Annotated in this window: 10 protein-coding genes; 1 reads left to right on the top strand and 9 read right to left on the bottom strand. The window is 61.1% G+C overall.

Translation table 11 applies throughout. The features are described from left to right. Positions 1–173: 173 nt before the first annotated feature. The 6 genes from EV686_RS15830 to EV686_RS15805 form a co-directional block, all read right to left on the bottom strand. Positions 174–1,631, bottom strand: a complete 1,458-nt coding sequence (locus EV686_RS15830) for an aspartate ammonia-lyase (RefSeq protein WP_132477927.1) — start codon at positions 1,629–1,631, stop codon at positions 174–176. Between the two features lie 361 nt (positions 1,632–1,992). Then, positions 1,993–3,972 carry a bifunctional diguanylate cyclase/phosphodiesterase gene (locus tag EV686_RS15825; protein ID WP_377747824.1) on the bottom strand — a complete coding sequence of 660 codons (1,980 nt, stop codon included), beginning with the start codon at positions 3,970–3,972 and terminating at the stop codon, positions 1,993–1,995. 30 nt (positions 3,973–4,002) lie between these two features. Continuing rightward, complete coding sequence (locus tag EV686_RS15820; protein WP_132477998.1) at positions 4,003–4,644, bottom strand: transglutaminase-like cysteine peptidase; 642 nt, start codon at positions 4,642–4,644, stop codon at positions 4,003–4,005. A 245-nt stretch (positions 4,645–4,889) separates the two neighbouring features. Further along, the gene (locus tag EV686_RS15815; RefSeq protein ID WP_243650918.1) at positions 4,890–5,870 is read right to left on the bottom strand and encodes a Bug family tripartite tricarboxylate transporter substrate binding protein; all 981 of its coding nucleotides are present in this window, start codon (positions 5,868–5,870) and stop codon (positions 4,890–4,892) included. A gap of 33 nt (positions 5,871–5,903) precedes the next feature. Then, positions 5,904–7,448: a class I adenylate-forming enzyme family protein gene (locus tag EV686_RS15810; protein WP_132477925.1), complete on the bottom strand. Its 1,545-nt coding sequence runs from the start codon at positions 7,446–7,448 to the stop codon at positions 5,904–5,906. A gap of 9 nt (positions 7,449–7,457) precedes the next feature. After that, the gene (locus EV686_RS15805) at positions 7,458–8,696 is read right to left on the bottom strand and encodes a thiolase family protein (RefSeq protein ID WP_132477924.1); all 1,239 of its coding nucleotides are present in this window, start codon (positions 8,694–8,696) and stop codon (positions 7,458–7,460) included. A 147-nt stretch (positions 8,697–8,843) separates the two neighbouring features. Here EV686_RS15805 and EV686_RS15800 point away from each other — a divergent pair, with 147 nt between their 5' ends. Then, entirely contained in the window at positions 8,844–9,626 is a 783-nt protein-coding gene (locus EV686_RS15800; protein ID WP_132477923.1) for an IclR family transcriptional regulator, read from the top strand. A 73-nt stretch (positions 9,627–9,699) separates the two neighbouring features. Here the strand turns inward: EV686_RS15800 and EV686_RS15795 are convergent, their stop codons facing one another. From EV686_RS15795 to EV686_RS15785, 3 genes are all read right to left on the bottom strand, one after another. Further along, entirely contained in the window at positions 9,700–9,990 is a 291-nt protein-coding gene (locus EV686_RS15795; RefSeq protein WP_132477922.1) for a transposase, read from the bottom strand. An 8-nt stretch (positions 9,991–9,998) separates the two neighbouring features. Further along, entirely contained in the window at positions 9,999–10,811 is an 813-nt protein-coding gene (locus EV686_RS15790) for an RpnC/YadD family protein (protein ID WP_132477921.1), read from the bottom strand. 296 nt (positions 10,812–11,107) lie between these two features. Continuing rightward, positions 11,108–14,202: type I secretion C-terminal target domain-containing protein (locus EV686_RS15785; RefSeq protein ID WP_165972646.1), on the bottom strand; the 3,095-nt coding region annotated here is incomplete at its 5' end.

The following is a 14,202-nucleotide window of genomic DNA, read 5'->3' as shown; positions in this document are numbered from 1 at the left end:
TGCCTGCAATCATATCAGCCCGGATCGGTCTGGAAAGGCCCCACGCTGTGCAGACGTGCGCTCCACCACGCGACGACAAACAACGTGAACAACAAGGCCCTTCGCCAGACAAGGCAAAGGGCCTGAAGTTCGTTTCGCCGCGACCGGCGGCGAAGGGGACGGCCTGCAGAACCTTACGCCGCAGCCACGCCCGGACGTAACATGCTTTCAGGGCTCAGCACTTTTTCCAGTGTAGCGTCATCCAGCAGCTTTTCTTCGCGGATCAGCTCGACCACGCCGCGCCCCGTCGCCAATGCCTGGGCCGCGATGCGCGTGGAATTCTCGTATCCGATCAGCGGATTCAGCGCAGTCACCAGGCCGATGGAGTGCTCGACCAGATGGCGGCAGTGCGCTTCGTTGGCGGTAATGCCTTCGATGCACAGCTCGCGCAGCATATCGATGGCGCGGGCCAGCAGGCGCGACGACTCGAACAGCTTGAACACAACCAGCGGCTCCATGACGTTCAGCTGCAGTTGGCCGGCTTCGGATGCCATGTTGATGGCCAGGTCGTTGCCCATGACAGTGAAGGCGACCTGATTCACGGCCTCGGGTATTACGGGGTTCACCTTGCCGGGCATGATGGAGCTGCCGGGCTGGCGCGCGGGCAGATTGATTTCCTGGATGCCGGTGCGCGGGCCGCTGGCCAGCAGGCGCAGGTCGTTGCAGATCTTCGACAGGCGCACGGCCAGGCGTTTGAACGCCGACGACAGCATCACGAACGAACCCATGTCGGACGTGGCCGCGATCAAGTCCGGCGCGAGGCGCATGGGATGGCCGCTGATGGCGGCAAGGCGGTCTACCGCCACGCGGGGGTAGTCCGGATGCGCATTGATGCCCGTGCCGATCGCCGTGCCGCCCAGGTTCACTTCATGCAGCAGCTTGGGCGCATCCTCGCGCAGATATCGGGCATCGTCGCTCAGCGTGGAGGCGAATGCCTGGAATTCCTGGCCCAGTGTCATGGGCACTGCGTCCTGCAATTGCGTGCGGCCCATCTTGACCACGCCCGCCATCTCGGCGCTCTTGGCCGCCAAAGCCTGGATCAGGCGATCCAGACTATCGACCAGCGTCTGCTGATCCATCAGCAGGCCCAGGCGGATCGCCGTGGGATAGGCGTCGTTGGTGGACTGCGACATGTTCACGTCGTTGTTCGGGTGCAGATAGGCGTATTCGCCCTTGGCATGCCCCAGATACTCCAAGCCGACATTGGCGACGACCTCGTTCATGTTCATGTTGGTCGATGTGCCCGCGCCGCCCTGGATCATGTCCACGGGAAACTGGTCGATGAACTCGCCTGCGGCGATGCGCTCACAAGCATGCACGATAGCTTCGTGCCGCTTGGGCTCCAGCCCGCCCAGGGCATGGTTGGCGTCGGCGGCGGCGTGCTTGACCACCGCCAGCGCCTTGACCAGCGCGGGGTAATCCGACAGCACGATATCCGACAGACGGAAATTCTGGATGGCGCGATACGTCTGGATGCCATAGTAGGCCGCATCGGGAATTTCCAGGTTGCCGATCAGATCGTGCTCCAGGCGCGTCGCGCCCCGCAAGGAGGCTGCTGGCGTATCGGGTTCAGGCAAATTATTGTTGGACATAATGTCTTCCGGGTTGAGGCAAAAAAAACGGGGTCTGTCCCCAAAATAAAATCTTCGGATTCGCGCTTCGCGAACAAGCGGCGGCCGACCGATGCCATGAAGCGTTCCGGCCCGAAAGCCGAAACAACTCCGTCGCAATGCCCAGGCGTCTTGAACGACAATGAAACCGCTCCGCCGGCCTCGCTCCGGAGAACAGGCTGGCGCTTTGACATAGGATGGAAACGGCTAGAGTACGCCCAAGCGAAGAATTTTTCCACTTGTCGATGATGCTGCGCGCAATGACGGCGCCTGACCGCACATCAGCGTTGCGCAAAAACAAAGCGCATGCCCGGCGGCATGCGTCCCTGTTTTTGATGCGAGGTCAGCGGACCAGCACTCCCTGCTTCAACAGCAGCGCAACGATCTCCTCGTCCTGTGCTCCGTCCGCATACACCCGGATGCCGAGCCCGCCTGCCGTCGCCGCGATGGCGGACAGCATCTGCTGGCAGCCCGGGCTCGTCAGCAGGGACTCGATGAAGTCGCCGCCCAGCTTCACGTACTCGAGCGGCACGCGATGCAGCCGCATGATGGCCGCCGGCTGCTGCGCCAGGCGGCGCAGGCCGACGCGCACGCCGGCCTCGGCAGCCATCCGGCAGAACGTCCACACATCGCCCTCGTAGGCGACCAATCCGTGCGCATCGATCTCCAGCAGCAGGCGCTGGGTCTGGGTGGGATGCGCCATCAGGCCCTGCAGATGGCGCTGCATCTCGGGCAGGAACTGGGGCTGTATCAGCGACGGCAGCGACACCTTCACCACCAGCTCGCTGTCTTCGTTCTGGCCCAGCCACTCCAGGCCCAGTTCGATCGCACGCAGGTCGCAATCGGCCGACAGCCCCAGCCGCGCGGCGGCCGGCATGAACAGGTAGCCCGACATCTCCTGCCCGCAATCGTGCAGCACCAGCGAAGCCTGATAGCGCTGCGCATCCACTTCGCCATCCTCGCCGCGATAGCCATCGGGCTCGATGGCCAGCCCCAGGTCTCCATGGCGCAGAGCGTTGTCGAGCAGCGTGCGCCATTCGGACTCCGTCGCGCCCGCGCGGCGGTCCGCATCCAGCGCCACATATTCCACATCGCCATGGCCCGCGCTTTCCGCCGCCATCAGCCCATGGTCCAGGCGCGACAGTACGCTGCTGACATCGCACTGCGGCGTGAAATCGGTCAGCGCGAACGCCCAGCGGCACAGGTGGCCGCTGCTCGTCAGCACACGGGCGGGCAGCAACACCTGCCGTATCCTCTGGGCCAGCCTGGTCGCCTGCGGACCGCTGTAGCCCGGCATGAACACCACGAAGTCCGAGCCGTTCAGGCGCGCCACCTGAGGCCGGGGCTCAGACTCGTCCTCGATCACCTGGGAAATACGCTCGCAGACGGAACGCAGCCACTCGTCCACCGCCGCCCGCGACAGGGAAGCATTGATGGCCGCCAGATCGCGCTGCCGGAAAATCAGCACCCTGCCGCTGTGCGACTGGCCGCTTTCCTGGGCATCGGCGGAAGACTGCAGCGTCCGTCGCAGCTCATTGACGAAATACTTGCGGTTGGCCATGCCCGTGACAGGATCGAGGTGCAGCTCCAGCTGCAGCGATTCGATGCGCGCCGTCTGTTCCTGCGCCGTCGCCCGCACGCGCTCGCGCGTATCCGCAATCGCCTGCACGACCTGCGTCAGCTCCGCCACGCGCGACTTCGCAGGGCCAGGGGAAGCGCCAGCGCCGGACATCAGGGCATTGCTGTCGCCGATCGACCGCACTTGGGCCGCGATCTCTTCGCGCAGGGCGCGCTTGAGCCAGCGCACCAGCAGGATGACGAACAGCGCCCATATGGCGCCGGCCGCAAGCACCAGGACCAGCATGCGCACGGAACTCTTCCACAGCGCATCGCGCGCATAGCTGTTGTCCACCGAGACGGACACCACGCCCACCTGCCGCCAACCGTCGCTCACCTGGCGCTCGGCCAGGGGCTGCTCCAGCGGCAGCCAGCGCGAAAACCAGGCGGGCGCCGTGCCGGCATCGGCCGGCTCGACCGACCGCGAGCGCTCGAACAGCAGCTTGCCGTCGGGCCCGCGCAAGCGTATCTGGCTGAACTGGCCGCTGTCGTACACTGCCATCATCAACAGCTCGCGCGTGGTGTCGTCCTGGTTGGCGGGCTGCGACAGCAGCAGCGCCAGCGCGGAAGCCGTATTGTCGCTTTCCGACTGCAGCTGTCCGTCGAGATAGGTTCGCGCGGCATCGATACTGAATGCCAGCACGCCCGTCAGAATGGCAGCAATCGCTATCGTAACGCTGAGCAGAAGTTGTTTTAGCAAAGACATTTCACACCCTGGCCTGAGCTTGCACATCGATCATGGGGCGAACCCCTCGGCCCGCATACGCGTCAGCAGCCCCGTCCAGCGGGTGATGCGATCGGCGGAAGCGGGTTTTGCGCCCGGCATGTAGATGCCCTGCGCATTGAAACTGAACACTGGCGTCAGGTCGCTGCGCCTGCCGGCCGGCATGATTGTCCCGGAGATATTATCCAGCACCAGCGGCTCGGCGTCCGGCGTCGGGTAATAGCCCAGCACCATGTGCGCAATCGAGTCCGCGCTGCCCATGCCGCCGATCCGCGCCCGGACATAGATCAGGCGCAGTTTTTCCGGCGGCACTCCCATATGCACCAGCGAAAAATACTTGCCGATGACGAAATCCTCGCAATCGCCCGCGCCCTTGCCCAGGCTCTCGAGCGGCGTGGCCCAGTAATCAGTCTGGCGCCAGACGATGCTGTCTTCCGAGCCATAGACATGGCGGTTCCAGAAATCGTTGACCACGCGCAGCTTTTGCTCTTCAGGCAGATCCCGGGACTGCGCCAGCATCTCCAGCCAGGCCGTCACATTCGACACGCCACGCGCCCCGTACGACGCCTGAGCCCGCTGCTGGATGGCGGAAGCATTGAACTGCAGCGCGAATACGGCGGTCGCCAGGCAGCATGCCAGCAACGCCAATGGCATGCCCAGGCATCGGCTGAGAAGCGATGGCAGTACTGTTGCTGATTTCAAAGATATGATCCTGTCCGCTGCAATACAAGCTGACGTAAATCTGGGTAATCGTAACAGTAACCGTTAACGGCAGGACGCGGGGATTCCTTAGGTATTTATACCAACACAAAGCTCCACATAAACAATCGGCGCTCCGGACCTGCGTCCGGAGCGCCTGGAATTGCAGAACAAGGCCTGCCCTAAAGAAAAGAAAGCAATCAGCCGTTGCGGATTCCGGCCTGGCGAATGACCTTGCCCCATTTTTCGTGTTGCGCCACCAGATAATCCCCGAGATCTTCCGGCGTGCTGAGCGTAGGCTTGATTCCCGCCTCACGCAGTTTTTCCAGAATCTCGGGGCGATCGATCGCGGTCTTCATGGCAGCGTTCAACTTCTCTATGACGGCTGGCGGCGTTCCCGCAGGAGCAAAGATCGCGATCCAGCCCACCACCTCAAAGCCGGACAAACCGGATTCCGCCATCGTCGGCACATCGGGCAGCAGAGGCGAGCGATCGAGCGATGTCACGGCCAAAGGCCGCAATTTGCCCGCGCGGATATGCGGCAGCGACGGCGTCACGTTATCGAACATCATCGGCACCTGCCCGCCCAGCACGTCCGTCAGCGCAGGGCCGCTGCCCTTGTACGGGACATGCACCAGATCCAGGCCAGCGTGCTGCTTCAGCAACTCGCCCGCCAGATGCCCGGAGGTACCCACGCCCTGCGAGGCATAGCTCAACTGACCGGGCCGCTCTTTCACGTACGCCAGCAGCTCCTGGAAGGTCTTGACCGGGAAATCCGGATTCACCACCAGCACCGCATTATTGGCGCCATACAGCCCGACAGGCGCAAAATCCTTGATCGGATCGAAATTGACATTCGAGATGTGCGGATTCATCGCATGCGTCGCGCTGGTGCCCAGCAGAATGGTGTAGCCATCGGGAGCCGACTTTGCCACGAAGTCGCTGCCGATCATGCCGCCGCTGCCACCCTTGTTTTCCACAATCACAGGCTGGCCCAGCGCTTCACCGAACTCCTTGGCCATCAGCCTGGTCATGAAGTCCGTCACGCCGCCCGGCGCGAACGGCACGATGAACCGGATGGGTCGGTTCGGATAGTCCCCCGCCTGAGCCAGCGCCCGCAGCGGCAACATGCCGGCCCCGGCCGCAAGCAATGCGGTTTGCAGTATCTGTCTACGTTTCATGATGTTGTCTCCTTCTATTATTTATCGTGATTGCTAACCGGCCCTCTTGGCCGCGGACATCAAGCCTTCGCGCAGCTCGCGCTTCTGGATCTTTCCAAGCGCGCTGCGTGGCAGGCTTTCAAACAAATGGATGCGTTTCGGCGTGCGTACCGCGCCGATTCTTTCTTTCAGGAACCCGATCAGCTCCTCTTCGGTGGCGCACGCTTCCTGCTTCAGCTCGACCGCCGCTTCCACACGCTCGCCCCACAAAGGGTCCGGCAAGCCGAAGACGCAGCTTTCCGCCACAGCGGCGTGCTCGGACAATGCCGCTTCCACATCCGACGGGTAGACATTGAAGCCGCCGCTGATGATGACTTCCTTGAGCCTGCCCTTGAGAAACAGATAGCCCTGAGGACTGAGATAGCCCAGGTCGCCGGTATGCAGCCACCCGTCCTTCAGCGTTTCCCTGGTGGCATCCGGCATGCTCAGGTAGCCAGACATCAGAAGATCGCCACGAGCCACTACTTCACCCTCTTCTCCCGGCGGCAGCAGCGCACCGTCCGCCGCCATGATGGCGAGCCGGGTCAGCGGCGCGGCGCGGCCCACGCTTCCCCTGGCATGGTCCTGCGCAGCCTCCGCTCCCGCCATGCCGCTGATGATGACCGGCGCTTCCGTCTGGCCATAGCAGACCCCCACCACGGGGCCAAACAGGGACTGCGCCTGCGCCAACCGATCCGGCGCGATTCCGGCGCCGCCGTACAGCAGATGACGCAGGCGCGGCAAGGAGCGCGGCACGGCCTCCTGGGCATCCAGCATCCGGTACAGCAAGGTAGGCGGCACCCACGTGCCTGTCGCATCGTGCGCCTGCATCAGGTCCAGCAGCACATCCGCTTTCGGCCCATCGGCAATGATGAGCGAGCCACCCGCCATCAGAAGCGGCAGGACGAATGTCCCCGCCCCATGCGTCATGGGCGGCGCCAGCAAAAAGCGGTCGTCGTCGGACAGGCCGAACACCTGCTGCATGCTGACCGCCATGGTCACCAGGCAACGCGCCGACTGCAGCACGGCCTTGGGCTGGCCGGACGAACCCCCAGTGAACTTGATGGCAGCCACATCGGCGGCATCGTAGGCCGTCTCGGCAGGAACACGGCCATCCCATTCCCGCAGCAAATCTCCAAGGCAGGCATCGCCCTCGCGCGCATCCTCGGACATGGCCGTCCATACCACCCGCGTGGAGAGATCCCGCACGACACCGGCAAGCTTCGGACTGGCGACAATGACATCGGGCTGCGCCGTGGCAATCTGCTTGTGGATCTCCGCCGCTGGATACTTGCTCGTCAAAGGCACCAGCACGCCCTGGCAGGCATAGATAGCCAGGATGGCGACCAGCATCTCCGGGCTGTTCTCCGTCAGCAGCGCCACGACGGGGCGCGGCTTGCCGCCGAGCTTCTGCAGTGCAGCCGCCAGCGCCTGCGCATGATGCTCCAGTTCCGCATAGCTCAGCTTCCCGTCCGGCGCGAGCTTGCTGACTGAGCCAGCAACCGCCAGGGCCTGGGGCGCCATCCGCGCCGCACGATAAAACAGATCAATCGGACGCATGATCTTGCCTCACTCCCTGTCCAGCACGGTCACGACAGCGGCGGCATCCTCATGCCGCAGGAAGCCGCCGCCATTCTCGGCGACGGCGACACGGCAATCCCCAACCTGCCTTTCCCCGGCCTCGCCGCGCAATTGCGTGCAAAGCTCGTGCCATTGAATCAGCCCCGTGGCCGCGATCGGGTGCCCCTTGGACACCAGGCCGCCGGACACATTGACCGGACACTCGCCTCCCAGGCTGGTCGCGCCCGACTCCGTATAGACTCCGCCCTCGCCCCTGCCGCAAAGACCGAGATTCTCTATCTGCAATATCTCCGCAAAGCTGGACGCATCATGTACCTCCACCACATCGATATCCGCAGGGCGGATGCCCGCCATGTCGTAAGCCCGCTGCGCCGCCAGCAGCACACAGTGGCGATCCAGATCCTGCGGCTCACGATGCACCGTGCTGGAAACGCCCATGCCGCGCACACGCACGGCACGCGCACGCTGCGACGGCGTCATGGCGCTGCCCGCCGTCAGCACGGCAGCGGCGGCGCCATCGGAAATGGGTGCGCACATGGCGCGTGTCAGCGGCCAGGCGATAAGGGGGCTGTCCATGACTTCGTCCACCGTCATCGGCGTTCGGTATTGCGCCAGAGGATTCATGGTCGAATGCACATGGTTCTTCGCCGCCGCAAACGCGATCTGGCGCTGCGTCGTGCCATAGCGCTGCATATGATCCCTGGCCAGGGCCGCATACACATCCATGAAGAAGCTCTGCTGATCCCACTTTCCGGGCGCATTGGCCTGAGGTCCGATTCCTTGCCCCAGCCCTTTCAGGCGCTCCCAGGTGGACTGCAGCTCATGGATGTCCGTTCCCCCGAAAAACGCGCGCATCATGTCTTCCTTGCGGTCGGGGTAGAACATTTTTTCCGTGCCTACCACCAGCACCTGGCGGAACATTCCCGAGCGTATGGCGCAATACGCCTGGAACAGCCCTGAACTGCTGCTGGCGCAGGCGTTTTCGACATTGAAGATGGGCAGGCCGCTGAACCCGTAATCCACCAGTGCGCATTGCCCACGGATGGAGTTCTGTCCTTCCATCTGGCCCTGCCGCACGCTGGAATACCACGCCGCCTCGATATCGTCCGCGGCGCACCCGGCATCCTGCAGCGCGGAATCCACCGCCATGCGCGTCAATTCCTTGACGGACAACTGGGGATGCTTGCCCAGGGCCGTCTGTGCGATCCCGGTGATGAAAATATCCATATGTATCCATAAGTCCGTATAACGGACTTTATATCCATGGCGATTATTCTTGACTTCAATTATGTTTATAGACTAAACAGGGGTCAATCCCAACACATCAGATAAAAGTCCGATATACGGACTAAAGAACCGATAGAGGAAAAACCCATGGATAGACCGACCCCACGCACCCAAAGCGTGCAGCGCGCCATCACCCTGCTCAAGCTGATCGCCGCACACCACCCAGGCGGCATGCGGCTGCTGGACCTGGCGAACGTCAGCGGCATTGAACGCCCGACGACGCACCGCCTGCTGGCCAGCCTGATCGATGAGGGACTGGTTCAGCAGCGGGAATCAGACCGCCGCTACATCCTGGGAAGCTACTGCGCGCAATTAGCGCAGCACCTGGCGGCGCCCGCTGACATCAAAGACTGGTTCCGCCCACTGCTATTGAAGATTTCCCTGCAGTTGGGCGATGCCACATTCCTTGTGGTACCCAGCGGCTTCGACACGCTATGCGTGACCCGCGCCATAGGAACCTACCCCATCCAGGCACTGGCCATCGACATCGGCAATCGCCAGCCTATCGGCGTCGGCTCGGGCGGCTTGGCTATGCTCGCGCAAATGCCCGAGCCCCAGGCGCGGCAACTGGTACAGGCCAACGCCTGGCGGCTGCACCATTACGGCGGTCTGTCGGATACTGCATTGATGGAATTAGTCGCGGAAAGCCGGGAGCGCGGTTACGCCGTCATCGGCAACTATGCCGTACCCGGCGTCATCGGCATCGGCATCGTATTGCGCGATGCCAACGAACGCATCATCGCCGGACTGAGCATTGCCAGCATCGAATCGCGTATGCAGCCCCAGCGGCAACGCGAAGTGGCGCAAAGCATGTTGGATATGGCGCTGCAGTATCACAGGGAACGGCCGTATTGCGGCCATGAGGATTAACGGCAGGTTCGGGGAAAACCGCCGTTACATTGACAACGCCCGCTCAGTGTTTAAGGCGGCTGCTGGGCGCAGTTCAGTTCCGCACCTCGAATACCTCTTCCAGCGTATCCGCAAACAGAATACGGTCGGACCACAACACCAGGGTATCGGTATCGGCCTGCTTCAAGCGTGTATCGACCCAATCGGGCAGTGCACCGAATTTTCGGGATAGCTGATACTGCAGAATGGAAAGCATGCCCTCTGCTTTACCACGCGCCTCGGCATTGCGCTCGAAACTCATGACAAATGACATGGTGTACTCCTGTTCGATGGCTCGCGTGGCCTGTTCAAAGTCCGGCGCCAGCGCGGACGGCAGCGTCAGCATCCAGTCGATCAGACGCAATACGGAAAGTATAGCGTCGCGGGAGTAGTTGTACTCGTATAACAGCCGAACCAGCCAGGTTTTCGGAACGAGCCGATCCCCTCCCTTGTGCCGGTGCGCCAGCAACTGCGCCATGACGACAACGGCAAATGGATTCGTTCGCGCCAGGGCTTCCAGTTCCTCCCAGCGCTCCCACCATTGCCCAGATGAACCACCGGGCACTGGAACGTCGACGCGCACCCCAGGAACTCCCACGCCCGCGTCAAAACCGGCGGTCCACGATGGCTGTTGGTCAGAACCGCCATGCTGAACAAGGCCAGATTGCCATTGGCGGAATCCGGCCGGAAACCATCGCGGATGCGAAACGCATAAAACGCCATGCGCTCGGCCATACGCCGCAACAGCGACAATCGCGCAGCCCCGCCCTGGACTTCGATATGCACCAGGATAAACATGAGAGAGCCATCCAGGCCAGACACCCGCGTCAGCTTGTCCACCACTTGCCGCCCGGCTGGCAGGTGGTGCGACAAGGCCTGGAATTCCTTGTCGAGAAACGCCACCGGCTTCGACCAGTCCACCCGCGCATGCAGCTCGGGCATCAGCAGGGCCATGGCGGGTTCGAAGAATTGTTCCAGCGCGTCTTTCCAGGGGGAATCGTAGTCGTTGGCGGCGGGTTTGCCCGCTGCGCCGTCGACTGCGGGCTGGTCAGGAATGCTGTCGACAGCGGACGGCTCGGCCAGGCGGAAGACGGCATTGCGCCAGACGGCGCTGCCGTAGCGAAAGACGGGCAATGCTGCTGACACGGAAGATGTCGTATGGGACATAAGGCGGCGCTTCCTGTGGAATGCATCGAACATGCGATCACTCTACAGAAACATTCGCTTTTACGTCAGATCGGGAAGTACGCATGATGCAATTGTCTTGCCAAGGGACGACGCCTCCGCAACTGCCCACAGTACTGACAAAAGACATTCTGAATATAACGTTGCGATATCACAGGGAGCGGCCGCACTGCCGCCATAGCGCTTTAGCCCTGAAAAACAATCCCCCGCCAGACAACCATGTGATACGGTTGTCTGGCGGGGGAAGAGTGTCGTGCAGAAAACTCCGCTAGCGGAAATTACTGATCGACATTCAGCTTGCCCTGCTGGATCAGGTTCTGGATCATATCGGCCTGCGTAGTGGCGCCTCCGGTAAGGTCGCTCAGGTCAACACCCTTGAGGATGATCTCCTGATTATGGCCTTGGCCCAGAGTTCCATCAGTACTGACCTTGATGACGGTGTCCGCACCAATCTGTTCGAGACTCAAGAACTGATCCAGGTTGCCACTGTTCTCACCAACCAGAAGCTCAGCCAGATCCAGGCTGTCGTTACCAACACCAAAATCCATGATGGTATCGACCGCTACTGCATCAACGCCAGCATCTCCTTCTTCCCACTTGAAGATGTCGTCGCCTTCGCCGCCATACAGGATGTCATCCCCCTCACCACCGATCAGGGTATCGTTGCCGCCCTGACCATAGAGAATGTCATCACCCTTGCCGCCATGCAGGGTATCGGTACCGCCATGCGTGTCGCCAACCACATTGAAGAGTTCGTGGTTCTCTGTGATGTACTCATACAGGTCGGCATCCGTCGCTGCATGGCCGAGTTTCAACGCCAGAAAATCCTTGAGCGCGTCGAGGCCGGTCTGGCTGTAATCGGCGGGCTTGGAAGGATTGCCGTCCACACCCCACGGCAGGCTGTCCGTGTTAATGGCATCGCCAAAGATGATGTCCTTGCCGTCGCCACCGAAGATCGTATCGTCACCAACGGGCGCCGGCTCATCGAACTCAGTACCGCCGACCAAAACCGCTTCCAGTTGCGACGGATCAGTCACGACCTGGGACTGACCCGTACTGATGGTCTTGTGGATCCGGATATTGTCGATGGTGACATGAGCATTATTGTCGGATTGATTATTGACATCGAACTGCAGCAGGTATTCACCAGGTCCGTGATGCGAAGTCGTCACAGTGCCAGTGTTGTTACCGGACTGTGCGACCACCCAATCTCCCTGCCCATTGTTGGCATCGGCATCCCACTTCAACAAGCGCCATGTAAAGACATCGTTATTATTGCTCCACGAACCCGTCGACGCACTGAACCGGAAGAACGCACCCAGGCCATCCGCTACGACCATCTTGTGCGCTTCCGCCATGGTGACGGTAGAGGACTGGTTCGCTGCGGAATTGTTGTCCGCAATGCGCATGGCGTTGTCGTTCTTGGTGACGGATCCGCTGCCTGTATGCCCCCAGTTGTCGACGTTATTGACACCCGAGTTGTTATCAAAATTAGCATGATTTTCAGACCTGCCGGTATCGATCACCACGCTTTGCACATCTGTATTGTCATAACGATTAAGTGTGCTCTGAGAGATACCGCTGCCGATGCCGATACCATGCACCATGCTGACATTACTCAGGGCGTCGAACGCGTTATCCCGATTGTTAGCGTTATCAGTAGGCGCACCATCCGTCAGGAAGAAGGTCAAATTCTGGTAATCATCATAGTCGCTATTATTACCCATAGAATCGAACCAACTCTTAGCCGAGTTGAATCCAGAACCATAAGGCGTGCTGCCGCTTGCCGTCAGGCTCGTGATCTTGTCCAGGATGCTATCAATGTTGGAGGCATTCAGGCCTTCAATCGATATCTGGTTGGTGCTGCTGCTTCCACCGAAGGTGATTAGCGTGACGTTAATGTCACCATCGTGCGTCAGGAGCTGGTTGCTCAGCAGCGCCTTCAGGGATGCCTTGGCCGTATCCAGGCGGGTAGGCCTGTTGTCAGCCTGCCAAGGCCAAGTAGGAGCACCTGGACCCCATTTATCGTTCATCGAACCCGACACATCCAGAACCAACGCGATGTTGTAGCTGGCGCCGGACACCACGTTCGTGCGCAGACCGCCCTGGTCGCCCAGAAGCACATCGTCGCCCGCCCCGCCCTTGATATTGTTGTTGTTCAGATTATTGCCACTGATGAACTGGTCCACAGTCAACGTGAATGTGTGCTGGCCGGAAGTATCAACACCACCATTGTCAATGCCACCAGCGTCCTGGACTCGGAAGTTGAACGAAAACTCGGCGTTTTCGCCAGGGTTTGCATCGGCCACAAACGTCAGCTTGCCCGCAGCCAGGTCAGCCGCGCTGATCGACGTATTCGGCGTCACCGCCACACCGTCAAGCAGCAGCGTGCCGCCGGAAGGCAGTGAGTCGATGATCACGGACTGCATGGCATCGCCTTCCACCGCATCTTCAAACGCGAAGTCGCTTGCACCAAAGACGTAAGTCAGTCCCTCTGTGACGTTGCCGGAAGCATCTTCGGATGTCGGAGCATCGTTGACCGGCAGAACATCGATGTCCAGCGTAGAACTGCTGGTGTCCGTGCCGTCCGAAACCTCGTACGTGACCTGTGGGACGGCACCATTCCAATCCTGTGCCGGCGTGAATATGTAATCGCCATTTGAGGAAATGGTGAATTCGCCGATGCCGGCAATTATCGCCGTCGTACCGGCGGCGTAAGGTGTGCCGTTCACAGTGAACTGCGTGACGCTCAGATCATCGTCCTCGGCATCCGCCGCACCAACGAGCACATTGCCAGTAGCAATATTATCTTCAAGGATTTCCTTAGTGTGAGCTTCTAGAACCGGTTCATCATTCTGGCCATTGATCGCGAAGTTGACCTTGCCGCCGTCCGTATCGCCGTCCTTGTCCGTCAGCGTGTAGTCGAACGACACGTTCACCGTCTCGCCCGCGCCCAGCGCCTGCGTCTTGGGCTTCGTGTTATCCAGCACGAAGCTCCACTCGCCCGTGGCCGTATCCACGCTCAGCGTGCCGTAGTCAGCCAGATCAACCGGGTTGCCGTTCAGCGTCGCCTGCACGTTCGTGTACGTCAGCGCATTCGCTGCAGCTGCATCGTCCGCGCCGAAGGTGTTGCCACCGTCCGTGCGCAGATTGCCACCCACACTGTTGGCTGCTGCGCTGTCTTCCGTTACTTCTCCTACTCCAATAAAGTCATTCGCCGCAGGACCATCGTCGTTGATGCTGATGCTCAGCGTCGCCTCCGGCGACACGTCATCATCGCTGTCCGTCGCACGTACCGCGAAGTCATCCTGCTTCTGGTCGGACGCACCCGTTGCCGCGGCATCATCATGCGCCGCACGGCCATCAAGCGTGT

This window comes from Paracandidimonas soli (genome assembly GCF_004342005.1).
GTDB lineage: Bacteria > Pseudomonadota > Gammaproteobacteria > Burkholderiales > Burkholderiaceae_B > Paracandidimonas > Paracandidimonas soli.
This window is presented reverse-complemented; position numbering and strand designations above follow the sequence as displayed.